The following is a 24,074-nucleotide window of genomic DNA, read 5'->3' as shown; positions in this document are numbered from 1 at the left end:
GGCGACGGCCCCGACGGCCAACCGACGGGATACGACCCCGCGCCGCCGCACGGTCCGAGTCGCGGTACCGCTCGGGTCGGGCCGCCGCCGGGCTCGCCCGAGCATGGCGGGCCGGGGTACCCCCCGGTGGGTTCGCCGTTCGCGGCGGAGACGTCCGGCCAGGGGTCGGTGCCGGATCTGCCCCGCCAGCCGGTACGCGGACCGGGTCCGGAGCACTCCGGGGGCGGCCCGGAGAACCCTAGGCCGGCTGGACGGGCGACGGCACCGACGTTCTCGGCGCCAGCGGACGTACCCCAGCCGGTGGCCCCGCACCCCGGCGCCCAGGCCCCGGTTGCTCCGCCCGTCAGCACTCAGGCTCCGGCGGCGCCGGTCGGGTCGCCCGAGCCTGCACGGGTGGACGGGGCGGGTCCGCCCTCCCGCCGGGGCGCGGAGCCAAAGCCGCCGGCCGACACGCCGCCGGCCGTACCGGAGACCTTCCCCGAGGACACCGCATCCGACGCGTACGTTTCACGTGAAACCCCGTCGCGCGAACAGGACGATCCCCCGTTGGCAATGGAGGCAATGCGCGCTGTGCAAATCCTGAACCCGAGCGGCGAGGTGACGATGCCGCGTCCGGACCGGCCACGGATCATGTGTGTCGCGAACCAGAAGGGGGGCGTCGGCAAGACCACCACGACGGTCAACCTGGCGGTGGCCCTGGCGCTGCACGGCAACCGTGTCCTCGTCGTGGACCTCGACCCGCAGGGGAACGCCTCGACCGGGCTGAACGTGCCGCACCACGCCGGCGTCCCGGACGTCTACGACTGCCTGATCGACAACGTGCCGCTGGCCGAGGTGGCCCAGGGGGTCGAGGGGATCCCCGACCTGTGGTGCGTACCGGCCACCATCGACCTGGCCGGTGCCGAGATCGAGTTGGTCTCCGTGGTAGCCCGGGAGTCCCGGCTCGCCCGGGCCATCGCCGGCCACCCGTCGGAGTTCGACTACGTCTTCATCGACTGCCCGCCCTCGCTCGGCCTGCTGACGGTCAACGCGCTCTGCGCCGCCCAGGAGGTCCTGATCCCGATCCAGTGCGAGTACTACGCGCTGGAGGGCCTCAACCAGCTGATCAACAACATCAACCTGGTACGGCAGCACCTGAACCCGACCCTCGAAGTCTCGACGATCCTGCTCACCATGTACGACCGGCGGACCCGGCTGGCGGACGCGGTCGAGCAGGATGTCCGGAACCATTTCGGCGACAAGGTGCTCCAAGCGGTGATTCCCCGCAACGTGCGGGTATCGGAGGCTCCGAGCTACGGCCAGTCGGTGATGACCTACGATCCCGGTTCGCGGGGCGCCACGAGCTATTTCGAGGCGGCCCAGGAGATCGCGATGCGCGGGGTCAAAGAGTCTGTTGGCCGCAATGCATAGCTCGGTTGATGCGTCGGGAGGCGTGGCATGAAGAACCGTCCGCGGGGCGGGCTGGGTCGGGGATTGGGCGCGCTGATTCCCACCACATCGGAACCGGCCGCCGGGGTGGTGACGGCGGAGCCTCCCGTCGGCCGACCGGAGGTCGCGGCAACGCAGCCCGGTGACTCCTCCTGGCCGTCGTCGACGCCCCCCGCTCCGGTCCAGCCGGCCGGGCCGGAACTGGCACCCGTTCCCGGGGCACGGTTTGCCGAGATTCCGCTCGACGCGATCGTGCCCAACCCGAAGCAGCCACGGCAGGTCTTCGACGAGGAGGCCCTGGAGGAACTCAAGCTCTCGATCCAGGAGGTCGGGTTCCTCCAGCCGATCGTGGTACGCCAGCTTCCCGGCGACCGGTTCGAACTCGTGATGGGTGAACGGCGCTGGCGGGCAGCCCAGGCGGTCGGCCGGGAGTCGATCCCGGCGATCGTCCGGGACACCCGGGACGACGCGATGCTCCGGGATGCGTTGTTGGAGAACATCCACCGGGCCAACCTCAACCCGCTCGAAGAGGCGGCGGCCTACCAGCAACTGCTGGAGGAGTTCGGCGCGACGCACGAGGAGCTGGCTCGGCGGATCGGCCGCAGTCGCCCGCAGATCTCGAACACCATCCGGCTGCTGAACCTCCCGGCCGAGGTACAGAAGCGGGTTGCCGCCGGAGTGCTCTCCGCCGGACATGCCCGGGCGCTGCTCAGCCTGGAGAGTTCGGCCGCACAGGAGGAACTCGCCCGACGGATCGTCGCCGAAGGGCTGTCGGTACGGGCCACCGAAGAGGTCGTGAAGCTGACCGAGATCTCCCCCAGCCGCCCCAGCCCGGCCAAGCGGCGGGCCAAGGTGCATGCCCCAGGGCTGACCGATCTTGCGGATCGGCTGTCGGATCGGTTCGACACCCGCGTCAAGGTCGACATCGGGCGTAGCAAGGGGAAGATCACCATCGAGTTCGCCTCGGTGGACGATCTCGAACGGATCGTCGGCGTGATCGGGATGACGGGCACGGACGCCGAGCCCGACGAGTCGGTCTGATCCGCAGGTCGCCATCCGCGCGTTCGGCGGGCGGTGGACGGCCTACCTCTACAGCGTGCGAATGGCCACGCCCCCGAATGGACCGGGGGGCGTGGCCATTCACGTTGCCGGGGCCGACCGCGCGATGCGCTGGTTTCACGTGAAACGGCCGCCGCCCCCCACGGCCGCCGCCTCCCACGGCCACCGTCTTTCACGGCCAGGGAGATGGTTCGCGCGGTTGCTGGTTCAAGGTCCGCTTGCCATGGGGTCGTACCGCCGCCAGATGTCGGCTGCGCCGGGCAGTCACCGTTCTGCCCCCGGGGGCTCGCGCGGAGGAGTTGTCGCTCCAGCGGAGATCTCAGCGGTCCTGAGGGGACGCTCCGGTGCCGGTCGCGCGCCGAGAGCCGAATCTGTCCCAAGTAGCTAGCTCGGCGGTGTCCGCCGCGATGCTCCGACGAGCGGCGCTTCATCCTCGTTCACCACCACCGCCCGCTCGGTGGTCGGCGTGCCGGGCCTGACCCCGTTACGTGGCTACGAAGCGGTGCCCGGAAGCGGCGAGAGTAATCCACAGGGGTTGTCCACAGGCTCCCCCTGTTTCACGTGAAACAGCGCGTGAAACGCGGTATCGGCCTGTGGATGACGGCGGTGGAATCCGTACGAGACGGCTTCCAGATGGGGGTTGCTCTGGCCCGGGCGTTCGGCGCGGCGGACATATAACGAGCCGCCGGACGCCCGACGCCGGTCAACCCGGGACCCCTCAAGGGCAGGCAACCCCGGAGCCGCCCGACGCCGGCAAGCCCACGAATGGCGACGCCGGGAGGACCCGGTAGCTGGAGCCTGAACGGCGGCCGGCCGGGGCGGGGCGCAGATCGCGTTCATGAACCCGGGCGGTCTCCGGGCCGACGCAGCCCGGACCGAACCGGCAGGCGGCCCACCCGGACTGGCGCGAAGGCCACCTGCGGACAGAGTCGTCGGCCCTCGCGAGTCGGCCCGGTGTCCACGTCCCGGAGCGATTCGAGCCCACTCGGCCATCGTTCAGGGAACGGCCGAAATGGCCCGATGCCGTGCGTGAGCCCGATGATCGGCGGCCGAAACAGGGTAGGGACAGCGGTCCCGAACTCGGTTAGGGTCAGCGTCGTGCCCCACACCCCTCCCGCTGTACCAGACTTCACCAGGTGGCCTTCGTTCCCCTTCGAAGGCGAGTTCCGCGTCAAGCAACTCGACGAGCCCGTAGCGGTCGAGCCGCTGCGCAAGGGCGAGGGTTCCGGCGAATGCCACTCCTGCAATGCTCCCGACGACGCCTACATCTGGGTCAGCGAACGCTGGCGGGTACGCGCCATGGATCGGCCGACCGGGCTGCCGATGGTGCTGATCCTCGAATCACGCTCGCATCTGGACCTGGGTGACCTGCCCAACCTGCTCGCTGCCGAACTCGGGGTGATGACGGTACGGCTCGAGCGGGCCGTACGGTCCCTGGACGGAGTTGCCCGGGTGCACGTCAACCGCTGGGGTGACGGTGCCGCGCACCTGCACCTGTGGTTCCTGGCGCGGCCGTACGGGCGGCTCCAGTTGCGCGGTACCTTCCTGTCCCTGTGGGACGACATCCTGCCCCCGATCCCCGAATCACAGTGGCGGGAGAATCTGGCGCTCGTTGCCGCCTGGCTCGCCGAGTTCGGCGGACGTCCGCTGGCCGAGCCGCCCCGCATCCAGTGGCAAGCGCCGTCGAGCCTGGCTCAGCAGGGCAGCACGGCGTCCCCCGCGACCGCACCGGCTGCCAGCTCGGCGGCGTCGACCGGGCCGGCCGTCGCTTCCCCGGCCCTGGCTATGCCGAGGGTGACGGAGGCGGAGGCGGAGGAAGGACCGGGGGGAACGGAGACGGCGCACCCGACGGAGGCTTCCGCCCCGACCGACCGCCGCGAATCCCACGGCGATCCGGCCACCCGGGCCTACTAGCGAAGCGGGCCTACCAGCCAACCGGGCCCACACGGTAGTCGAGCCAAGAAGCCGGCCGGACGACAGTCGACCCCGGCTCGGAACCGCCGCGACGAGCCAGCCGGGGGAACCGGACGAGGAACCCGACGACCGACCGGACGACGGACCGGACGACGGACCGGACGACGGACCGGACGACGGACCGGCTCGAGCTCGAACCGCCGCGTCCCGGACCCGACCGAACGAACCGCCGCGCCGCGACCCGGACCCGATGGCAGCGCCCGGGTCCGGGCGTGCCACCCAGGCCGCGCACCGCATCTGGGTCGGACACCGCGCACAAGCCAGACGCACACAGGCCGGACATGCACAGGCCGAGGCGCCGGGGAAGCCCGGATCGAGTCGGTGATCCGGACGGCGACCAGCACCGCCCCTCGACGAACTGGGCGGCGAGTTCGTGGGTGGTAGCTGCGTCGACCAGCACGCTTCTAGACCACCACGCTTCTAGACCAACGCCGCTCCTCGACCAACGCCGCTCCTCGACCAGCGGGCTTGGCAGCGGGCGGGACCGATGGTCGGAGCGGACGAGCGTACCGGGCCGGTCAGCGGGTCAGGAGTTGCCGAGGTTCCGGCGCTGGGTGGCGCGGGTGACCAGGGTACGGAGAAGTTCGCCGAAATCGAGGCCGGCGGCACCGACGGCGAGCGGGAGCAACGAGGTCTCGGTCATGCCCGGCGAGACGTTGACCTCCAGTACGTGCGGCCGGTCGTCCTCGTCGACGATCAGGTCCACCCGGGACAGGTCGCGCAGCCCGAGCGCGGAGTGGGCCGCGAGAGCGGTTTCCGCCACCCGGGCCGCCGCGGCGGCCGACAACCGGGCCGGGGCGTGCCACGTGGTGAGCCCGGCGGTGTAGCGGGCGGCGTAGTCGTAGACGCCGTTGCGGGGGACGATCTCGACGGCGGGCAGGGCACGCGGGCCGTCGCCGAGGTCGACCACCGAGACCGCCACGTCCATTCCGGGTACGTAGCGCTCGACGAGCGCCGTCGAGTCGTACGCGAAGCAGCCGACCATCGCCGCCGGCAGCGCGGCCGGATCCCGGACCACGGCGGCACCGAGACCCGAGCCGCCCTGGGCCGGCTTGATCATGAGTGGCAACCCGAGGCGCTCGACGATCCGGTCCAGCACCGCCACCGCGCCGAGTTCGGAGAACCGGTCGTGCGGCAGCGCCACCCAGTCCGGGGTGGGGATGCCGTCCTCGCGGAGTACCGCCTTCGCCGACGGTTTGTCCCAGGCCAGTCGGGACGACCGGGCGTCACAGCCGACGTACGGCACGTCGCAGATGTCGAGTACGCCGCGCAGCGAGCCGTCCTCTCCGGTCGACCCGTGCAGGGCGATCACCACCGCATCCGGGGGATCGTCCCGGAGCGCCGGCAGCAGCGTGACGTCGGCGTCTCGGAGTTCCGCCTCCACGCCCACCGAGCGGAGCGCGTCGAGCACCCGGCGGCCGGACTTCAGCGACACGTCGCGTTCGTAGGAGAGACCGCCGGCCAGCACCAGGACGCGCAGCTCCGTCGTGGCGTCCCGTGGTACGAGGTCAGGCCATTCGGCGGCCTGGAGCGGATCGTCGGCAGCGTGCGTACCCATGCCGGAGATCATGCCAAGTCGGGACCTGGCACGTCCGCGCCGGCCTGCCCACGGCGGCGGGACGGGGTGCCGACGGTGCCGAAGACCTCGCGCATCGCGGTCTCCTGCTCCATCACGGTCGCCAGCCGGCGCACACCCTCGCGGATCCGCTCCGGCGGCGGGAAGGAGAAGTTGAGCCGCATGTGCCCGGCGCCGGTGCCGTCGGCGTAGAAGCCGGTGCCGGGCACGTAGGCGACCCGGGCCGCGATGGCCCGCGGCATCATCGCCTTGGCGTCCAGGCCGTCCGGCAGCGTCGCCCAGACGAAGAGGCCGCCGCCCGGCTCGGTCCAGCTCGTGCCGGCCGGCATGTAGTCGGCCAGCGCGCCGAGCAGGGCGTCCCGGCGCTCCCGGTAGACCTCACGGTAGATCTTGAGCTGCTGCCGCCACGGCATCGTCGACAGGTAGGTGGCGACGGCGGCCTGGGCGAAGGCGCTCGGGCAGAGGATCTGTGCCTCGCTGGCGATCACCAGCTTGTCGCGTACGGCGTGCGGGGCGAGGATCCAGCCCACCCGTAGCCCGGGGGCGAAGGTCTTGGAGAAGGTGCTCAGGTAGAAGACGCCGTCCCGGCGGCGCGCCCGCAGCGGCAGCGGCGCCTCGCAGTCGAAGCCGAGCTGGCCGTACGGGTCGTCCTCGACCACCAGCAGGCCGGCCCGTTCGCAGATGTCGAGTACCCGCTCCCGGCGCTCCTCGGTCAGCGTCACGCCGGCCGGGTTCTGGAAGGTCGGGATCGTGTAGAGGAACTTCGCCCGCCGGCCCGAGCGGGCGACCTCGGCGATGGCCAGCTCCAGCGCCTCCGGGATCAGGCCGTCGGCGTCCATCTGGACGTGCACCACCTGGGCCTGGGCGCTCTGGAAGACGCCGAGCGCGCCGACGTAGGTGGGCCCCTCGGCGAGTACGACGTCGCCGGGGTCGAGGAAGAGTCGGGCGATCAGGTCCAGCGCCTGCTGCCCGCCGACCGTCACCACCACGTCCTCCGGGGAGGCGCCGCAGCCGACGTCGATGCCGGAGAGCGCCATCACCTCGCAGATCCGCTCCCGCAGTTCGAGGGTGCCCTGGCCGATGCCGTATTGCAGGGTGTTCGCGCCCTGGTCGGCGGCGAGCTTGTTGAGCATCTCGCCGACCGCGTCCAGCGGCAACGCGGCGATGTAGGGTGCGCCGCCGGCCAACGAGACGACCTCCGGACGACTGGCGACGGCGAAGAGAGCTCGGATCTCCGATGCCGTCATCCCGCGTACCCGTCGGGCGTAGCGGTCCGTGTAGTCGTCCAGCGTCGTGCCGGTCATGCCGCCTCCTCGCTGCGCTTTCCTTGTCGCGACTCCTCGTCGCGACGTCCGCGACCGAGCCGGCGGATGGCCGCGTCCCGCCCGCTCATCCCGCCTCCCGCCGCGCTCGTCGTGCCTCCCCGTCCTGGCCGGGACGTCACCGAACAGCATTCCCGAAACCGGTCGTTTGATCCCGCCCGGGCGCCCTCGGCACCTCGAACGCCGCGCCCGTCTCCGTCCCGGTCCGCGCGGAACCCCCGTGCGGGCGGGTCGGCGGGGCTGGCCGGCAACTCCGCCGGTCGGCGCTCGTCGCTCGATCGTAATCCGGATCACCCGGTACGGCCCTCGGCCCAGCGGCCCGTCCACATGTCGGACCGGTTGACCTGCCCGGTCAGCGGCTGACCCGGCGCAACGGTGGGTAGTCGACCCGTACTCTCCCGGGCCGGGAGGTTCCGGCGTACGATCGCTCGTTGGGGGTAGGGACCGGAGATGGCGATATTTGCGGTCTTTCGACCTCCGAGATGATTTTTGGGGATGCGCCGATGTCGCGACGTCTGGTCAGTCTGACCCTCGACACTCTCGAAGACCTGCCCCGGCCCTGCCGCCGGTGCGTCTACTGGGAGTTGGATCCGGTGGCGGCCGAACGTGCCCGCGAGGCGGGCGATCCCGGCCTGGAGAAGGAAGCCTGGGTCTCCCAGACGCTGCTCGAATGGGGCTCCTGCGGAAAGCTCGCATACGTCGACGGCATGCCCGCCGGATTCGTGATGTACGCCCCGCCGGCCTACGTCCCCCGGTCGATGGCGTTCCCCACCTCGCCGGTCTCGGCGGACGCCGCACTGCTGACCACGGCACACATCATCACCACCTTCGCCGGTGGCGGGCTGGGCCGGATGCTCGTCCAGGGCGTCGCACGGGACCTGACGAAGCGCGGCATCAAGGCGATCGAGGCGTTCGGCGACGCGAAGTTCGGCGACGCCGGTGAGGGTGCCGGCGGCTGCGTCGCCCCGGCCGACTACTTCCTCTCCGTCGGTTTCAAGACGGTACGGCCACATCCGCGCTTTCCCCGCCTCCGACTGGAGCTGCGTACCGCGCTGTCCTGGAAGTCCGACGTGGAATACGCGCTGGAGAAGCTGCTCGGCTCGATGAGCCCGGAAGGGCTGCTCCGGCCGGTACGCCCGGCCACCCGGTCGGCCGCTGGCTGACGGTCGACCGGCCGAGCGGGTGGCCGGTTCTGCCAGTGGCAGCCGGTCAGTCGCGGGTGGCGGCGCCGGCCGCCACCATCGCCCGCAGCTCGCTGACGTCGATCGAGCCGGTCGGCACGTCCTCCTCGACCGGGAAGTACATCCGCTGCACGGCGGCGACGACGGCGTCCACCACCCGGTCCCGGAACCGGGGATCGATCAGCCGCGCCCGGTCGGTGGGTGAGGTGAGGTAGCCGACATCGACGCGTACCGCCGGCATCCGGGTCAGCCTGAGCAGCTCCCAGGTCTTCGCGTGGGTCTGGCAGTTGCGCAGCCCGGTCCGGACCACGATCTCCCGCTGGACGAGCCCGGCCAGCCGTTCACCGACGCTCGACGTCACCCCGTTCGCGGTGCCGTAGTGGTAGGTGGCGACCCCGTCCGCCTCCGGGTTGGCGTGCCCGTCGATGTGCAGCGAGATGAGCAGGTCGCCGCCGAGTTCGTTGGCCAGGTCGGCCCGGGTGAGGTCGGCCAGCGGCGCGGCCGGCGCCGGGCCCCGGGTGAGGTGCACCCGCATGCCGGCGGCGGCGAGCCGGCCCTCCAGCCGGGCGGCGAGGTCGTAGGCGAGGTCGGCCTCGGTCCACCGCGCCGTGCCGTCCTGCACCACGAACCCGGGATCGAAGGGGTCGTGCCCGGGGTCGATCACGATGACCTTGCCGACCAGGTTCGGGCCGGACTGGCGGAACGCGTCGGACTCGCGGAGCAGGGTCGGCCGGCCGCCGACCACCTTCCGGCCGAGCCGGCGCAGCGCGTTCATGGTGTGCGGGCCGCAGGCGCCGTCCGGGGAGAGCCCGACCTCGCGCTGGAACTGGGCGACCGCGCGGGCCGTCCGGGCGCCGTACACCCCGTCGGCGCGGCCGACGTCGTAGCCCATCTCCAGCAGGCGCTCCTGGAGGGTACGCACGTCCTCGCCGATCAGCGGGTCGGGAATCGCCTGGTAGAGGGTACGGGCACCGAGGTGCCAGCGGGCAGCGTCCAGTGCCCGCCAGGTCTCCGGGCCGACCTGACCGTCGACGCTGAGCCCACGGTCCTGCTGGAAGGCGCGTACGGCACGTTCGGTCTCCGCCTCGAACTCGTCGGCGCCGGGCGGCCCACCGGCGGGCAGCAGGCTCAACCCGACCAGGACGGCTCGGATCTCGGTGACCGCACGTCCCCGGTCACCACGTCGGATCGGACGCACGGACGACCTCCTCTGCGTGCCTTCGGCTGACTGCCCGGTTGTCGGGGCTGCCCGGTTGTCGGGCCCTGTGCCGGATCGGCCCTGCGACCGGTCCGGCGACGGACGGTTCGTGGTTCCTCCGGGCGGCCCGGTGGAGCGCTCGGCAGGATCCCGGCCCGCTGGCGCCGAGCCCTCTTCGCGAGGAGGAACGCTTCCGGAGCGTACCGTGGCGCTCCGGCCCTCGCCCGTGGTTGACCGTACGGCATCCGGCCAACCCCGCCGACGAGCTGCGGATATACCCGCTCGACCGGTGCCCGACGCGTGCCGGCCGGCGATTGTGGGAGGTCCGTCGCGAGCGGCGGTCGGCACCCGGTTCCCGGCACGGCCGGAAACGCCGACGCGCCCGCGTCCGGGTGATCCGGAGGTCGGGCGCGTCGGCGTGGCTGTGGCGTGCGCTACAGCGCCGTTTCGATCAGCTTGATCAGATCGCTCTTGGGCCGGGCTCCGGCGATGGACTGGACGGGCTCGCCGCCCTTGAACATCGTCAGGGTCGGCACCGACAGCACCCGGTAGGCGCGGGCCGTCTCCGGGTTGTCGTCGATGTTGAGCTTGACGATCCGGACCTTGTCCCCCAGTTCGCCGGCGATCTCTTCCAGCAGGGTGTCGACCTTGCGGCACGGCCCGCACCACTCGGCCCAGAAGTCCACCAGTACCGGCGTATCGGACTGAAGCACGTCACTGGTGAAGTTGGCGTCCGTGACGGCGCTTGTTGCTCCCACTAGTCCTCCTCGGGGGTTACTTCGTGCGTTGGGATTCAGTCTTCTTCGAGCGTCGCGAGGAACCGCTCGGCGTCGAGGGCGGCGGCACAGCCGGTGCCGGCCGCGGTGATCGCCTGGCGGTAGGTGTGGTCGACCAGGTCACCGGCGGCGAACACGCCGGGGATGTTGGTCCGAGTGCTCGGTGCCTCGACCTTGACGTAGCCGCTGTCGTCCAGCTCCACCTGGCCCCGGAAGAGCTCGCTGCGCGGGTCGTGGCCGATCGCCACGAATACGCCGCTGACGTCGAGCGTCTTGGCCTCGCCGGTGTGCGCGTTGCGCAGGCGTACCCCGGAGACCTTGCCGTCGTCGCCGAGCACCTCCTCGACCACGCTGTTCCACTCGACCTGGATCTTGTCGTTGGCCAGCGCCCGGTCCGCCATGATCTTGCTGGCCCGGAACTCGTCGCGGCGGTGCACGATCGTCACCTTGCTGGCGAACTTGGTGAGGAAGGTCGCCTCCTCCATCGCCGAGTCGCCGCCGCCGACCACCACGATCTCCTGGCCCCGGAAGAAGAAGCCGTCACAGGTGGCACAGGACGACACACCGTGCCCCAGATATTCCTGCTCGCCCGGCACACCCAGTGGCCGCCACGCCGAACCGGTGCTCAGGATGACCGCCTTCGCCTGGTATGCCGTCTCACCGACGTACGCCGTGCTCACCGCCCCGGAGCCGGGCACGCCGGTGTCGACCAGCTCGACCCGGGTCACGTCGTCGGTGACGAACTCGGCCCCGAACCGCTCGGCCTGCTTGCGCATCGCGTCCATCAGCTCGGGACCCATGATGCCGTCCGCGAAGCCGGGGAAGTTCTCCACCTCGGTGGTGGTCATCAGGGCACCGCCGGACTGCACACCCTCGATGACCAGCGGTTTGAGATTGGCGCGCGCGGCGTAGACCGCCGCGGTGTAACCGGCCGGCCCAGAGCCGATGATGATCAGGTTGCGGACCTCGTCCACTGCCGTCTCCCGATGTGTGTCTCTGCGCCACCGACGCCAGGCGCCGACGGCGATCCGAGCGCCGGCCACGTACGGCACCGGCGCCTGCAAGCCAGAACGTCATCGTACGAACCGGGGATTCCCGAGCCGGTCATCCGGTGGGTCATGTCACTGCGTCGACGAAACAGCCGATGAGGCGTTGTTTCACCCTACCCGGCTCTGGTAGGTGAGGTCGGCACCGGCAGCGGGTGAACCGCAGTCCGGCCCGGTCACCCAGGCCCAGCGGGCACCCGACCGGTCGGTGAAGACGACGACGAGCGCGGCCTTGCCCTGGAAGGTGGCGTAGTCCACCAGGTCGAACGCGACCGGCCCCTGGTCGTGCGCCGCCTCGATCGCGTCGAGGCAGGCGGCGAGTATGGAGGGGTCGGCCAGCCGCTCCAGGGGGCTGCCCGCCTGCATCGGCAGGCAGCACGGCGCCCCGGCGGTCGCCGGGGTCGGGCTGGTGTTCTCGGCTTCCGGGGCGGCGTCCTCCCGCACCGGGCCGGAGCTGCGGGCCTGCGGCGAGGAGCGGGGGGGAGTCACGGTCGGGGCGGCCTGCTTCGCCAGATCGGAGACGGTGCCGGGCAGCGAGTCGGGGGTGTAGTCGGTGCCGGTGGCGAGCACCCGCTCGGTGGAGGGTCCGACCACCGTCCGGGGCGGGCCGGAGCCGAGGACCTGCGGCGCGGCGGCGTCCTCGCCGGAGTTCATCGCCGTACCGGCGGTCTGTTCACCGGCGTTGTCGCCGCTGTCGAGCAGACCGCTGACGGCGAACCCGGCGAAGCCGGCGACCACGGTGGCGACCAGGATCGGACCGGCCATCCGTCGCGCCCAGCGTCGCCGCCGGCCCGCTCGGCCGGGGCGCTGCGGGCCGCCGCCACCGGGCTGCCCGGTCGTCGCGGGCGGTTGTCGGCGGGGCCGGCCGGCCGGATGCGTCGGCCCGCCCGGCACGGATCCGCCCGACGGACCGGGCCCGGAGTCCGGGACGGCGCCGGACCGGGTGCCGACGCCCGGTGCCGAGCCGCCGTCCGGCTCCGCCGGCGCCGAGGCGTCGTCCGGCTGCTCCGAGGCGTCGTCCGGCTTTGCCGGCGGGTCGACGGACTCCTCGGGAGCGTCGGCCGGGCTGGTCGCGGTGGCCGGGTCGGCGGTGCCGGCCGTGGCCACACCTCCCACACCTGCCAGCGCCGAGGTGAGCCGGTCGACCACCAGGGACGGCATCGGGGTCGGTTCGGCGGCCCAGCCGGCCAGGTCGAGGCGTACCGCGTCGAGGCCGGCGGTGAGGTCGGCGTACGCCTCCGCCCAGGTCGGGTCCTGGTCGACCAGGCGGGCGATCTCGACCTCGTCCGGGGTGCCGTCCAGCGCGCCACCGACATAGTCGGCCAGCAGGTCGAGATCGACCTCCCGGAACTGGCCCCCGGTCACGATTCCTCCTGGTCCTGGTCGGTCCGGCCATCGCGCCGGTCCGGTGCCACCTGCTTGTCCGCCCCGAGCCGGATCGATTTCGATCGGACGCCGCCACCCGAGCCGAGGTTCCCGCCGGTGACAGAGGGCACCCTGGGGCTCGGCGCGGGGCCTCGGCCGTCACCCGCCGGTCGGAGGTGGCCGAGCAGCACGGCGAGTCGGGCCCGGCCCCGGGCGCAGCGGCTCTTGACGGTGCCCTCGGCGACGCCGAGGATCTCGGCCACCTCGGCGACCGGATAGCCCTGTAGGTCCACCAGCACCAGCGCGGCCCGCTGCTCCACCGGAAGTTGCGCGAGCGCCTGCCGTACGACGAGCGTGGTGTCGTGGTCGGTGGCCGGTGCGGCCGGCTCGACACCGCCCTGCCAGCGGGCGGCGTCCTGCGGGCGGGTGCTGTCCGGCAGTGGCACGGTCGGGTGGGCCTGCCGACGGCGGATCCGGTCGAGGCAGGCGTTCACCACGATCCGGTGCAGCCAGGTGGTGACGGCTGCCTCGCCCCGGAACCGGGCCGCCGAGCGGTGTGCCGAGAGCAGGGCGTCCTGGAGCGCGTCCGCCGCCTCTTCGCGGTCGGTCACCGTACGCAGCGCCACCGCCCAGAGCCGGTCCCGGTGCCGGTGGAAGAGGGTCGCGAAGGCGTCCCGGTCACCGTCGACGTGTGCCCTGAGCAGCTCGGCGTCGCTGCGCTCCGGGGCGCCGGGCGGTGCGCTGCCGACCGGCCAGTCGACCCCGTCGGCCGGCTTCGACGCGTCCACGGTCGGGTTCGAGGCGTCTACGGTCGGGTTCGAGGCGTCCACGGTCGGATTCGACGTGCCCGCACTCGGCGTCGCTCCGGTCGGACCCGGCTCGCCCGTCGGCGATCCCGCATCGGTCGGAGTGGCTCCGTCGGACGGGGCGAGTTCGTCGGTCGGGGTGGGGGCGTCGGGGCGGGTGGTCGGGTCGAGCCGGACCGAGCCTGCCGGCCGGGGCGTACGGTCGGTCCGGCCGCTGGTCTGCGAGCCGGCCGGCTCGACGTTGCCCATGGTCGGACCCGTCGGCCGGGCCGGATCGGTCGGCGCCCAGGGGCGGACGGAGGGCGAGCCGGCCCGGCCGGCAGCGTCGGAACCCAACCCGCCGGTCATGGCCGCACGATAACCGAGTCACGCACGCGCTGGGACAGCCGGTGGCTCACCGGCTCTGGACCGTGATCTCCTGAACGCCGATCGCCCACCGGCCGGAACCCGGCTCGGTCTCCGGCAGGTCGGTGATCCACAGCATCAGGTACTGGTGCTTCTGGCCCGGCACGAACTGGCTGAACGAGACCTTCGTGCTGTCGGTCTTCTCGTAGGCGTTGCCGATCCGGCTGCTGAACGCGTCGACGAGGGCCCGGTCGCCGTTGGAATTCGCCGGGAAGTCCCGGGGGCCCGAGCGCAGTTCGGCGGCGACACCGCTCTCGGAGAAGTCCACCTGCACACTGGTGACCTCGCGGGGCTCGCCCAGGTTGATCAGGATGCCCATCCCGGACTTCTTGTTGCCGAACTTCGACCCGTTTCGGTAGGTCTCGGTCTTCCAGCCCTCGTTGGCGTCGCCGTCGACCGCCTTCTCCACGTCGTCCAGCTCGCTTCGGGTACCGTCCGGGTCGATCACCCGGACCTGGTCGCCCCGGAGGTTGACCTTTCGCGGGGTGGCGGCCGGTGGCTCCGGGTCGCCGGCGACCGCGGGCTGGGTGCTGGCCCCCGTGCTCGGCGTCGGCCCGCCCTGGTCGTCGGTCGGGTCGCCATCGCCGACCAGCGCGTTGATGCCGAGCGAGAGCCCGACCAGCGCGATCACCAGCAGGGCGGCGATCCCGATCAGCATCCTGCGGTTGCTGGGCGTCGGCAGGTCGGGGCCGCCGTCGTCGCCGGAGGTGAAGCGGAGCGGCCCGCTGTCGAGGTAGTGCTCCTCGGAGGCGGCGTCGAGCCGGCCCAACTCGGCGGCGAGCACGTCCGAGGACGGCACCGCGAGCTGCGAGTCGAGCAGGTCCATGGTCAGGTCGTCGAGGTAGGCGGGGACGCCGGCCCGGACCTGCCGGGGGGCCGCGATGGTGCCGCTCGCGTCGCGTACGGCGTCCGGCAGCGGCGAGCGGGACCGCCGGGTCGAGCCGGCGGTGAGGGACGCCTCGGTGTGGGGCCAGTGGCCGGTCAGCGCGAAGTAGAGGATGCCGCCGACCGCCCGTACGTCGGTCTCGGGGGTGTCCGCGCCGTCGGTACGCGCGTCGGCGAGCACCACCCGGCCGTCGTCGCCGACCATCACGGTGCCGGGGTGCAGGTTGCCGTGCACCATGCCGGTGGCGTGGATGGCGGCGATCGCCCCGGATACGGCGTGCGCGATGCTGGTGGCCCGGGCCGGGTCGAGTACGCCCTCGGCGACGAGTTCACGCAGGGAGTGGCCGTCCACCCACTCGCGGACGACGTACGCCCGGTCCTCCTCGTCGATCGCGTCGTAGACGCCGACCAGGTTGGGGTGGATCACCCGGCTGGCCGCCACCGCGGCCTGGAGCATCTCCTTCGCCGAGTCGCCGCCGGGATAGCGCAGCACCACGGCGACCGGTCGGCGCAGGATGACGTCGACACCGCGCCAGACCTGCCGGCCGGCGCTGTCGTCGTTGATGTGTTCGGCAAGCTCGTACCGATCGGCCAGGATCTCACCGACGGCGGGGGCACCGAAGGTCATCACGGACGGAGCTGCCTCGTCCGCCTCCTGACCTTCGCCGACCTGGGTCACCCGTCCTCCCTCGGTGATCGTGTCGATCGATGGACCCGTGCTGCTGGGCATCTGGCTTCCCGCTCCGCCTCTGAAGGAAATCGGACGGCCACCGGCACCCCTAGCCTAGGCGCTCGCCGCACCCGTCGAGAGCGACCTTACCCGGGTCTGACTGATCCCCGACACGTCATCTTGCGGCCGTGCGCCGACCTGTTGTGCGGATGTGTCGGGAAGCGTGCTGGATCGCCCGCTGTCAGCCAGCGTGATGGCCCGTGCTTTTAGCAATCTATAGGTTAATTTCAACAGTTTGCTACCTGGTAGGTGTGCCGGCCCGCCCGCCCCCGCCCGGCACCCTCGTCGTCCGGGGCGTCGGCGTGCACCCGGCACCTTCCCCCGTGCGCCGGAAGTATGCCGGACGCGTGAGGTCGAGAGCATCCGGGTGGTTGCCGCAGCGGCGGTCGCGTCGGTCACATCGGAACGGTGGCCCGGCGGGGTCGGCGGCTCACCGGCCCAGCCGGCGCCGGACCATGCCGACCACCGCGGTTATCTCCCGGATCCGCAGCAGCAGGGCCAGTCCGAGGTACGTGGCTCCGATCGCCGCCCCGCCGATCGCCACCTCCAGGAAGCCCAGCCAGCGGTTCTCGGTCGCCTGACCGGGCAGCAGGGTCACCACCAGCAGGCCGACCAGGGTCGCGCCGAGGGCGGCCACGAGTACCCGGCCGAAGGTGTTGAACATCCTGCCGAGTCCGATCCGGCCGATCCGGGGCCGCAGCAGCCAGGCGGAGATCACCGCCGCGGCGACGTACGAGATCGCGTTGCCGACCATCATCCCGGAGGCGAGTACCGAGGTGGAGAAGGCGGCGAAGACGAGCACCTGTACCAGGATCCGGAGCAGTACGACCGGGATGTTGATCAGCGCCGGCATCCGGGTGTCGGGCAGCGCCCAGAACGCGAAGGTGAATACCTGACTGACCGCGAACGGGATCAGCGCCAGCGCGGCGACCAGCAGTACCGGCGAGATGGCACCCGCGTCCCCCCGGGCCGCCCCGTAGTCGAAGAGGCTCACCGCGATCGGCTCGGCGAGTACGGCGTAGCAGACCGCGATCGGCGCGAGTACGGCGGTGACGGTCCGGACCGTACGGGACAGGTCGCTCGCCATGTCCTCGAACCGGCCATCGGCGGCGGCGGCGCTCATCCGGGGCATCAGGGCGGTGATGATCGAGACCGAGATGATGCCGTGCGCCATCATCAGCAGCAGGAAGACGTTGTTGTAGATGGCCGGGCCGGCCGACTCGCCCTTCACCTGGTTGAGCAGGCGGAAGAGCACGAACAGGCCGACCGAGTTGACCGCGACGTAGCAGAACATCCAGCCGCCGAGCCGGCCCAGCTCGCGCAGGCCCAGCGCCCGGAAGTCGAACCGCCACTTCCACCGGAAGCCGACCCGGCGCAGCGCCGGCAGCAGGCCGACGGCCTGGACGACGATGCCGAGCAGGGTGGCGCCGCCGAGCAGCAGGATCCGACCCGGGCTCATCTGCGCCGGGTCGATGATCTCGGCGCCGTAGACCGCGATGTAGAGCGCGCAGGCGGCGATGATCACGAGGTTGTTGAGGATCGGTGTCCACATCGGCGCCGCGAAGTGCCCACGGGTGTTGAGGATCGCGGCGACCAGCGCGCTCAGCCCGGAGAAGAAGATGATCGGCAGCAGCAGGCGGGAGAGTGCGGTGACCAGGCCCTGGTAGTCGTCGCCACGCCCACCGGCGTAGATCTCGGTCAGCAGCGGGGCGGCCAGGATGGCGAGTACCGCGGCCACGCCGAGGGTCAGCACGGCCAGGGTGAGCAGGCGTTGGGCGTACGCCTGGCCGCCGTCGGCGTCGACCCGGCGCCGGCGTACCAGCACCGGCACCAGCACGCTGGTCAGGATGCCGCCGAGCAGGAGCTCGTAGACCATCTGCGGGATGATCAACGCGGTGGTGTACGCGTCGTTGACGGCGAAGGCGCCCAGCGCGGCCGTCACCATCAGGGTGCGCAGGAAGCCGGTACCCCGGCTCACCAGGCTGCCGATCGCCATGATCGCGCTGTTGCCGGCGGCGCTGCCCTCGGTCTCCGGCGGCGGGCTGGTGCCCTCCAGGGCCGGCGACGCGCCGATCAGCGTGGCGCCGTCCAGGGGCGGCGGGACGCCGTCCGGCATGGCGTTCGCGCTGCGGTACAGCCCGCCAGCCATGTCAGCCTCCCAAGGGGTACGGCGGGCAGGGCGCCCGCCGGCACTGTTGGAACCATAGTCAACCCGGTCACCCGCTCGTCCGGCCGCGTCGCCGGTTGGCGTGCCCGGCGCCAGTCGGTGCCGGAGGGTTCAGTAGGCTGGCGTTCCCATGTCCGAAACATCCGCCCCGAACAGCGCCCCTTCGACGCCGTCCGCCAACCGGTCGGCCCTGACCGCTGCCCAGCGCAACGCCGTCGCCGAACTGCTCCGGGTCTCGCCGGTCGCCGACGAGTTGGGCCGCCGGTTCACCCGGGCCGGTCACGAGCTGCACCTGGTCGGCGGTTCGGTCCGGGACGCCCTGCTCGGCCGGCTCGGCGAGGACCTCGACTTCGCCACCGACGCGCATCCGGACGAGACGCTGCGGCTGCTGAAGGGCTGGGCCGAGGCGACCTGGGAGACCGGGCGGGAGTTCGGCACGATCGGGGCACAGCGGGACGGGCTGCGGCTGGAGATCACCACCTTCCGGGCCGAGTCGTACGACCAGGTGAGCCGGAACCCGGTCGTCCGGTACGGCACCAACCTCGCCGACGACCTGCGGCGCCGCGACTTCACCGTCAACGCGATGGCGGTCAGCCTGCCGGCGCACGACTTCACCGACCCGCACGGCGGGCTGGACGACCTCGCGGACAAGGTGATCCGGACCCCGGGTACCCCCGCCGAGTCGTTCGGGGACGATCCGCTGCGGATGCTCCGGGCGGCCCGGTTCGCCGCGCAACTGCGCTTCGCCGTCGCGCCGGAGGTCCGGGCGGCGATGCGGGCGATGGCGGCCGATCTCGACCGGATCACCGCCGAGCGGATCCGGGACGAGTTCACCAAGCTGCTCTGCGGGGTCGACCCGATCACCGGGCTGCGGCTGCTGGTCGACACCGGCCTCGCCGACCGGTTCCTGCCGGAGCTGTCCGGGCTGAAGCTGGAGATCGACGAGCACGCACAGCACAAGGACGTCTACGAGCACACCCTGACGGTGGTCGGCAACGCGGTCCGGCTGGAGGAGGCCGGCTGCGACTTCGTACTTCGGCTGGCCGCGCTGATGCACGACGTCGGCAAGCCGGCCACCAAGGCGGTCGGGCCGGACGGCCGGGTCAGTTTTCACCACCACGAGGTGGTCGGCGCCCGGCTGACCAGGCAGCGGATGAAGGCGCTGCGCTATCCCAAGGACGTGATCGGCCAGGTGGTCGGGCTGGTCGGGCTGCACCTGCGGTTCTACGGGTACGGGCGGGGCGAGTGGACCGACTCGGCGGTGCGCCGGTATGTCACCGACGCCGGTGAGCTGCTGCCCCGGCTGCACAAGCTGACCCGCTCCGACTGCACCACCCGGAATCGCCGCAAGGCCGCCGCGCTGGCCGCCGACTACGACGCGCTGGAGGAGCGGATTACGCGCCTGGCGGCGGAGGAGGACCTCGCCCGGGTACGCCCGGACCTCGACGGCAACGCCATCATGGAGCTGCTCGGGGTACCACCCGGACCGATCGTGGGTCGGGCCTGGCGGCACCTGAAGGAACTGCGCCTGGAGCGGGGCCCGCTGGACCGGGACGAGGCCGAGGCCGAGTTGCGGCGCTGGGCCCGGGAACAGGGTGTCACCGGCTGACCGGCACCTGCGGGACCGACCCGGCCAGCCGCACCGTCAGAGCGAGGGTCAGACCGGCCGGTACGGGACTCACGTACATCCGCACTGTCAGCGCAGCGCCGAGCGGGCCGTCGGTGCCAGCCGCAACTGTCGCGGTGGCGCGGTGAGCGTGGCGGACAGCTCGGGCAGCACCTCGTCCCGCCAGCGGGGAAACCGGTCCAGGCGCCGGAGGTGGTCGTCGAGCCGCGCGGCGTCGGCGAACCGGCTGAGCCAGCAGACGACGTGTTCCCCGGTACGTACCGGCAGGGCCGGGAAGGTGTTCTCGGCGTACTCGGTCGACAGGCAGGCGACGGGTGTGGCGCCAGACCGGGCCGCCGTAGAACTCGTGCAGTGCCGCGGCCCGGCGGGGCATGTCGGGGAACCCCCGGAGCCAGACGAAGCGGTCCGGGTCGGCCAGGTCGTGGAACTGCCCGACGACCGCCATCCCGGCCGCCTCCTGCGATTCGACGAACTCGCGGTCGAAGAGGTCGACCAGCACGTCCCGCGCGCCCCCGTGCAGGGTGTACTGCCGGAGTTCGACGACCGGGTGGCGTACGTCGTTCATTCCAGTCCCGGCTCCTGTCCCGTCTCCAGGGTTTCGTCCCGCACGTCGGTGACGGTCTCGTCCAGCACGTCGGTGATCGACGTCCGCGCGAGTTCCCGGCGCAGCGCCTGGTCGACGTCGCCGTAGAACCGTCCGAGGGCCGGTCGGATGCCCCTGCCGACCGGGCACGCCAGGTTCGGCTCGCTGTGGTGCAGGGCGAACAGGGGCTCCCGCTCGACCGCGGCGTACACGTCGAGCAGGGTGATCTCGTCGGGCGGCCGGGCCAGGCTCCAGCCCGCGCCGACGCCGTGCCGCACGGTGACCAGGCCCGCCTGCCGAAGCTGCCCGAGACTGCGCCGGACGACCACCGGGTTGGTCCGCACGCTCGCGGCGACCTGCTCGGAGGTGAGCACCTGCCGGCCACGCCGCTCGGCGAGCGCCATCCAGGTCAGCGCGTGCACCGCGATCGTCAGTCGACTGTTCGCCGCCACCGTGCCGCACCGCCGTCCGTTAGCTGTAACAGATCTGGTTCGCTGTAACAGCCTCTGTTACAGCCGGCGGGATGTCAATGCCGGAACGGCCGGTTCGCCCGCCGCGCCCACTCCGCTACCGTGCTATCCGGCGTACGACCGGCGGGGAGGTGATCGTGGCCGTCTCGGGTCGGCCCGACAACCGCTCCTTCCTGGTGCCGATGGTGGCGCTGGGGTCGACGCTGGTGGCCCTCGTCGTCGCGACAGTGCTCGTACTCGTGCTCCGGGACGGCGGGCCGGTGGACCCGACCGGCACCGGCCCGTCCACCGGCGGCACCCCCACGCCGGGGAATATCCCGAGCGGTGCACCGGTCGCCGCCGGCTGTCTGGCCGGCACCTGGCGGGTCACCTCGCATCGAGAGCAGGTGGACGTACCCGAGGTGGGCCGGCTGAGCTTCACCGGTGGCATTGGGTCGACGCTCTCGCTCAGCGCCGAGGGCGTCGGGATCGTCGACTACGGCAGCGGCACGGTCTTCGCCAGCAGTCACGCCGGCCAGGAGGTCGTGCTCGAACTGCGGGGACGGGTCGACTACCGCTACACGCTCGCCGGTGACCGGATCGAGCTGCGGGACGTACGCTCCGCCGCCGAGGTACGGCTTCGGGTCGGTGCCGGTACCCCCGGACGCTGGCGGCCCTTCACCGCCTCGACCGCCCCGTCCAGCCACACCTGTGCCGGCGACAAGCTGACCCTGGAGTCCCTGGCCTCCACCACCCTGTACGCCCGCTCGGAGTAGGGAGCACAGAACCGTGATCACCACGCCGGCACTGCCGGCCAACCTGCTGGACCGGTTTCCGGGGCTCGCGGCGGTCGGCCGGACCACCACCCGGCTGCACCCGCGACCGGGGCCGGTGACCGCGACCGGCAGCCACGTCGGCGGGCCGCTGCGGTGGCCGGCGGACGAGCCGTGGCCGACCTGCGACGCGCCGCACCAGGTGCGGGAGGAGGTGCCGATCCCGGTCGAGTTGGTCGAGCGGTTGCGGGCGGCCGAGGCCCGGCGGACCGCACGGCACGTGCTCGCCGACGGGGAACGGGAGCTGCACGACGAGATCCGCCGGCTGGTGGGGGACGGCTTCACCGGCTGGGGCTCCGAGGGCGGCGGTCGGGTGCTCGGGCACCGCTACCGGCCCCGACCGCACCCGGTGCCGAACCCGATGACGGTGCTGGCGCAGTTGCGGGCGGACGACGTACCGGACCTGCCCCGGCCGGGCGGTGCCGACCTGTTGCAGGTGCTCTGGTGCCCGTTCGAACACGAGCAGGACCGCCTCTGGGGCCCGACCGTACGGCTGCACTGGCGGCGGGAGGCCGGGCTGACCCGGGTACGCCCCGGGCCGCCGCCATCCGGCGAGGTCGGTAACGAGGGATACCTGCCGAGGTCGTGCCGGGTCTTCCCGGAGCAGGTCGTCGAGTACCCCTTTCCGGACGAACTCCCCGCCGAGCTGCGCGCCCGGGTGGACGACTGGGAGCAGGAGTCCGGCGCCGACTACGTCGCCACCTTCATGGCGCCGGGCTGGAAGGTCGGCGGGTACGCCAACTGGAGCCTCACCGACCTGATCCCGACCCCGTGCCCGGAGTGCGCCGGCCCGACGGCGCTGGCCCTGGTCGTCGCCTCCAGCGAGTACGACGGCGGCACGCGGGACCGGTGGCGCCCGGTCGAACGGCCCCGGCCGGACGACGAGCCGCCGGACCGGTACGCGCCGGGCCCCACGGGCGTGACCGTCGGACGGTGGGGCTCGCTCCGGATCTTCGTCTGCCCCACCTGCCCCGGTACGCCGTTCCTGCTCGACCTCCAGTAGCAACCCCGCCCCGCCCTGCCGGAACGAACGGCCGCGCGAGACTCCCCGCCGGGGACGGCAGGCGGCCCGGCACCGGAGCGGCAACTCCGGGGCCGGGCCGCGGGTGGAACGTCCTCGGGTCAGCTCGTCGGCTCGACCGCCTTGCCGCCGTTGGTCAGCGTGCCGTCGACGACCTGGTCGGCGCCGCCCCGGGCCGCGCCGAGCCGGGCGAGCAGCCCGGTCAGGTCGACCCCGGTCAGGTCGCTGCCGAGCTGGAGGCCCTGGGCCACGTTGGCCGCCACCGACTTGGTCAGCGAGGAGGCGCCGTCGGTCGAGATCACCGTGATCTTGTCGATCGCGCCGACCGGAGCGCTCGCCGCCTCGACCACCTGCGGCAGTACCTTGACCAGCAGGTCGAGCACGGCGGCCTCGCCGTACGACGCGAAGGCCTCGGCCTTGCGGGACATCGCCTCGGCCTCGGCCTGGCCCCGGGCGAGGATCGCCGCGGCCTCCGCCTGGCCCTCCCGCTCGACCGCGTCCGCGATCGCGGTACGCCGGCGCTGCTCGGCCTCACCCTCCTTGGCACCCTCGATCGCGTTCGCCTCGGCCAGGGCCGCCCGGCGGGCCCGCTCGCCCTCACCGGTCAGTCGGGCCTGCTCGGCGTGCGCCTGTGCGGCGGCGATGGTGGCTTGCCGCTCGGCGTCGGCGCCCAGCACCGCCGCGTTGCGGGACGCCTCGGCCTCCTGCTCCACCTTGTACCGGGCCGCGTCGGCCGGCTTGCGGACCTCGGTGTCGAGCTGGCGCTGCTTCAGCTCGGCGTTGCGCTCGGCGACCTTCTGCTGCTCGGTCAGGATCGCCTGGTCCCGCTCGGCCTGGGCCAGCGGGCCGGCGGCGGCGGACTTGGCCTTGGCCGCGTCGATCTCGGCCTGGATGCCGGCCTGCTTCAGCGCCAGGTTCCGGTTCGCCTCGGCGATCGCCTCCTCGGCGAGCAGCCGCTCCGTCTCGGCGACCTGCCGGGCCCGCGCCTCGGCGATGGCCGCGTCCTTGAGCACCCGGGCCGCCTCGGGCCGGCCGAGGTCCTGGAGGTAGGAGCCCTCGGCCAGGATGTCCTGGAGTTGGAAGGTGTCGAGCACCAGACCCTGGTTGGTCATCGAGTGCTCGGCCTCCTCGGCGACCGCGCTGGCGAAGGCCGCCCGGTCCCGGATGATCTCCTCGACGGTGAGCCGGCCGACGATCGAGCGGAGCGCACCGGCCAGTACCTCGCGGGTGAAGCTCTCGATCTCGTCCTGCTGGTGCAGGAACCGCTGCGCCGCCGCGCGGATCGCGTCCTCGGTACCGCCGACCTTGACGATCGCGACGCCGTGCAGCTCGGCCCGGATGCCCTGCTTGCTGACCGCGCCCTTGATGCTGACGTCGATCCGCCGGCTGGACAGGTCGAGCGACTGGAGCTTCTGCACCACCGGCAGGACGAAGACCGAGGCGCCGAGTACGACCTTCTGCCCGGACATGTCGGTGGAGCGGCTGCCGTCGGCGCTCTGCGTCGTACGGCCCTTGCGGCCGGTGACGATGAATGCCTCGTTCGGCCCGGCGACCTTGATCCGGGAGAGCACGAACATGACGAGGATGAGGGCCAGGAGCACTGCTCCGCCGATGGCGATGAGGATCAGCATTGCACCGTCCGT

The 24,074-nt window shown here is 72.3% G+C and carries 19 protein-coding genes; 7 read left to right on the top strand and 12 right to left on the bottom strand.

The window, feature by feature from the left end; translation table 11 throughout:
• Nucleotides 1–393 precede the first annotated feature (393 nt).
• From Pma05_RS22900 to Pma05_RS22890, 3 genes are all read left to right on the top strand, one after another.
• A complete protein-coding gene (locus tag Pma05_RS22900; RefSeq protein ID WP_372441532.1) occupies nucleotides 394–1,410 on the top strand; it encodes a ParA family protein in 1,017 nt (338 codons plus the stop codon).
• 27 nt (nucleotides 1,411–1,437) lie between these two features.
• Entirely contained in the window at nucleotides 1,438–2,469 is a 1,032-nt protein-coding gene (locus tag Pma05_RS22895; RefSeq protein WP_203859498.1) for a ParB/RepB/Spo0J family partition protein, read from the top strand.
• 1,116 nt (nucleotides 2,470–3,585) lie between these two features.
• Nucleotides 3,586–4,401, top strand: a complete 816-nt coding sequence (locus tag Pma05_RS22890) for a hypothetical protein (protein ID WP_239312892.1) — start codon at nucleotides 3,586–3,588, stop codon at nucleotides 4,399–4,401.
• A 586-nt stretch (nucleotides 4,402–4,987) separates the two neighbouring features.
• Here the strand turns inward: Pma05_RS22890 and Pma05_RS22885 are convergent.
• Nucleotides 4,988–6,019: a D-alanine--D-alanine ligase family protein gene (locus Pma05_RS22885; RefSeq protein WP_203859497.1), complete on the bottom strand. Its 1,032-nt coding sequence runs from the start codon at nucleotides 6,017–6,019 to the stop codon at nucleotides 4,988–4,990.
• An 8-nt stretch (nucleotides 6,020–6,027) separates the two neighbouring features.
• Nucleotides 6,028–7,341, bottom strand: coding sequence for an aminotransferase-like domain-containing protein (locus tag Pma05_RS22880; protein ID WP_203859496.1), 1,314 nt, complete (start codon nucleotides 7,339–7,341; stop codon nucleotides 6,028–6,030).
• Between the two features lie 521 nt (nucleotides 7,342–7,862).
• Between Pma05_RS22880 and Pma05_RS22875 the strand changes: the two genes are divergently transcribed.
• Nucleotides 7,863–8,522: a GNAT family N-acetyltransferase gene (locus Pma05_RS22875; protein ID WP_203859495.1), complete on the top strand. Its 660-nt coding sequence runs from the start codon at nucleotides 7,863–7,865 to the stop codon at nucleotides 8,520–8,522.
• Between the two features lie 46 nt (nucleotides 8,523–8,568).
• Here Pma05_RS22875 and Pma05_RS22870 read toward each other — a convergent pair whose 3' ends face one another.
• From Pma05_RS22870 to murJ, 7 genes are all read right to left on the bottom strand, one after another.
• A complete protein-coding gene (locus tag Pma05_RS22870; RefSeq protein WP_203859494.1) occupies nucleotides 8,569–9,738 on the bottom strand; it encodes an N-acetylmuramoyl-L-alanine amidase in 1,170 nt (389 codons plus the stop codon).
• Between the two features lie 434 nt (nucleotides 9,739–10,172).
• Entirely contained in the window at nucleotides 10,173–10,496 is a 324-nt protein-coding gene (trxA, locus tag Pma05_RS22865) for a thioredoxin (protein ID WP_203859493.1), read from the bottom strand.
• Nucleotides 10,497–10,531: 35 nt separating this feature from the next.
• Nucleotides 10,532–11,488, bottom strand: coding sequence for a thioredoxin-disulfide reductase (gene trxB / locus Pma05_RS22860; protein WP_203859492.1), 957 nt, complete (start codon nucleotides 11,486–11,488; stop codon nucleotides 10,532–10,534).
• A gap of 183 nt (nucleotides 11,489–11,671) precedes the next feature.
• On the bottom strand, nucleotides 11,672–12,925 hold the full coding sequence (locus Pma05_RS22855; protein ID WP_203859491.1) for an RsmA family anti-sigma factor: 1,254 nt from the start codon (nucleotides 12,923–12,925) through the stop codon (nucleotides 11,672–11,674).
• Nucleotides 12,922–13,713: an RNA polymerase sigma factor SigM gene (gene sigM / locus Pma05_RS22850; protein WP_203859540.1), complete on the bottom strand. Its 792-nt coding sequence runs from the start codon at nucleotides 13,711–13,713 to the stop codon at nucleotides 12,922–12,924. Before sigM ends, Pma05_RS22855 begins: the two co-directional genes overlap by 4 nt.
• Nucleotides 13,714–14,125: 412 nt before the next feature.
• Nucleotides 14,126–15,751 (bottom strand): protein kinase family protein, encoded by a 1,626-nt coding sequence (locus Pma05_RS22845; protein ID WP_203859490.1) that lies wholly within the window; start codon nucleotides 15,749–15,751, stop codon nucleotides 14,126–14,128.
• A 430-nt stretch (nucleotides 15,752–16,181) separates the two neighbouring features.
• Nucleotides 16,182–17,900, bottom strand: coding sequence for a murein biosynthesis integral membrane protein MurJ (gene murJ, locus Pma05_RS22840; RefSeq protein ID WP_203859489.1), 1,719 nt, complete (start codon nucleotides 17,898–17,900; stop codon nucleotides 16,182–16,184).
• Nucleotides 17,901–18,048: 148 nt separating this feature from the next.
• Between murJ and Pma05_RS22835 the strand changes: the two genes are divergently transcribed.
• Nucleotides 18,049–19,527, top strand: coding sequence for a CCA tRNA nucleotidyltransferase (locus Pma05_RS22835; RefSeq protein ID WP_203859488.1), 1,479 nt, complete (start codon nucleotides 18,049–18,051; stop codon nucleotides 19,525–19,527).
• Here the strand turns inward: Pma05_RS22835 and Pma05_RS22830 are convergent.
• Nucleotides 19,517–20,110: an NIPSNAP family protein gene (locus Pma05_RS22830; protein ID WP_239312890.1), complete on the bottom strand. Its 594-nt coding sequence runs from the start codon at nucleotides 20,108–20,110 to the stop codon at nucleotides 19,517–19,519. The two genes, Pma05_RS22835 and Pma05_RS22830, sit on opposite strands and share 11 nt — an antisense overlap.
• Nucleotides 20,107–20,580 carry an Rrf2 family transcriptional regulator gene (locus Pma05_RS22825; RefSeq protein WP_203859487.1) on the bottom strand — a complete coding sequence of 158 codons (474 nt, stop codon included), beginning with the start codon at nucleotides 20,578–20,580 and terminating at the stop codon, nucleotides 20,107–20,109. The genes Pma05_RS22830 and Pma05_RS22825 overlap by 4 nt, the downstream gene beginning before the upstream one ends.
• A gap of 155 nt (nucleotides 20,581–20,735) precedes the next feature.
• Between Pma05_RS22825 and Pma05_RS22820 the strand changes: the two genes are divergently transcribed.
• Nucleotides 20,736–21,353, top strand: coding sequence for a hypothetical protein (locus Pma05_RS22820; protein WP_203859486.1), 618 nt, complete (start codon nucleotides 20,736–20,738; stop codon nucleotides 21,351–21,353).
• 13 nt (nucleotides 21,354–21,366) lie between these two features.
• Entirely contained in the window at nucleotides 21,367–22,413 is a 1,047-nt protein-coding gene (locus tag Pma05_RS22815) for a hypothetical protein (RefSeq protein ID WP_203859485.1), read from the top strand.
• 119 nt (nucleotides 22,414–22,532) lie between these two features.
• Here the strand turns inward: Pma05_RS22815 and Pma05_RS22810 are convergent, their stop codons facing one another.
• Nucleotides 22,533–24,062 carry a flotillin family protein gene (locus Pma05_RS22810; protein WP_203859484.1) on the bottom strand — a complete coding sequence of 510 codons (1,530 nt, stop codon included), beginning with the start codon at nucleotides 24,060–24,062 and terminating at the stop codon, nucleotides 22,533–22,535.
• Nucleotides 24,063–24,074 lie beyond the last annotated feature (12 nt).

This window comes from Plantactinospora mayteni (assembly GCF_016862935.1).
In the GTDB taxonomy this organism is placed as follows: Bacteria; Actinomycetota; Actinomycetes; order Mycobacteriales; family Micromonosporaceae; genus Plantactinospora; species Plantactinospora mayteni.
This window is presented reverse-complemented; position numbering and strand designations above follow the sequence as displayed.

Excerpts from the sequence above, each read along its gene's own strand:
- Pma05_RS22895 (WP_203859498.1), top strand. The coding sequence starts at position 1,438 with ATGAAGAACCGTCCGCGGGGCGGGCTGGGTCGGGGATTGGGCGCGCTG.
- Pma05_RS22885 (WP_203859497.1), bottom strand. The coding sequence starts at position 6,019 with ATGGGTACGCACGCTGCCGACGATCCGCTCCAGGCCGCCGAATGGCCT.
- Pma05_RS22880 (WP_203859496.1), bottom strand. The coding sequence starts at position 7,341 with ATGACCGGCACGACGCTGGACGACTACACGGACCGCTACGCCCGACGG.
- Pma05_RS22875 (WP_203859495.1), top strand. The coding sequence starts at position 7,863 with ATGTCGCGACGTCTGGTCAGTCTGACCCTCGACACTCTCGAAGACCTG.
- Pma05_RS22845 (WP_203859490.1), bottom strand. The coding sequence starts at position 15,751 with ATGCCCAGCAGCACGGGTCCATCGATCGACACGATCACCGAGGGAGGA.
- murJ (WP_203859489.1), bottom strand. The coding sequence starts at position 17,900 with ATGGCTGGCGGGCTGTACCGCAGCGCGAACGCCATGCCGGACGGCGTC.
- Pma05_RS22835 (WP_203859488.1), top strand. The coding sequence starts at position 18,049 with ATGTCCGAAACATCCGCCCCGAACAGCGCCCCTTCGACGCCGTCCGCC.
- Pma05_RS22830 (WP_239312890.1), bottom strand. The coding sequence starts at position 20,110 with ATGAACGACGTACGCCACCCGGTCGTCGAACTCCGGCAGTACACCCTG.
- Pma05_RS22810 (WP_203859484.1), bottom strand. The coding sequence starts at position 24,062 with ATGCTGATCCTCATCGCCATCGGCGGAGCAGTGCTCCTGGCCCTCATC.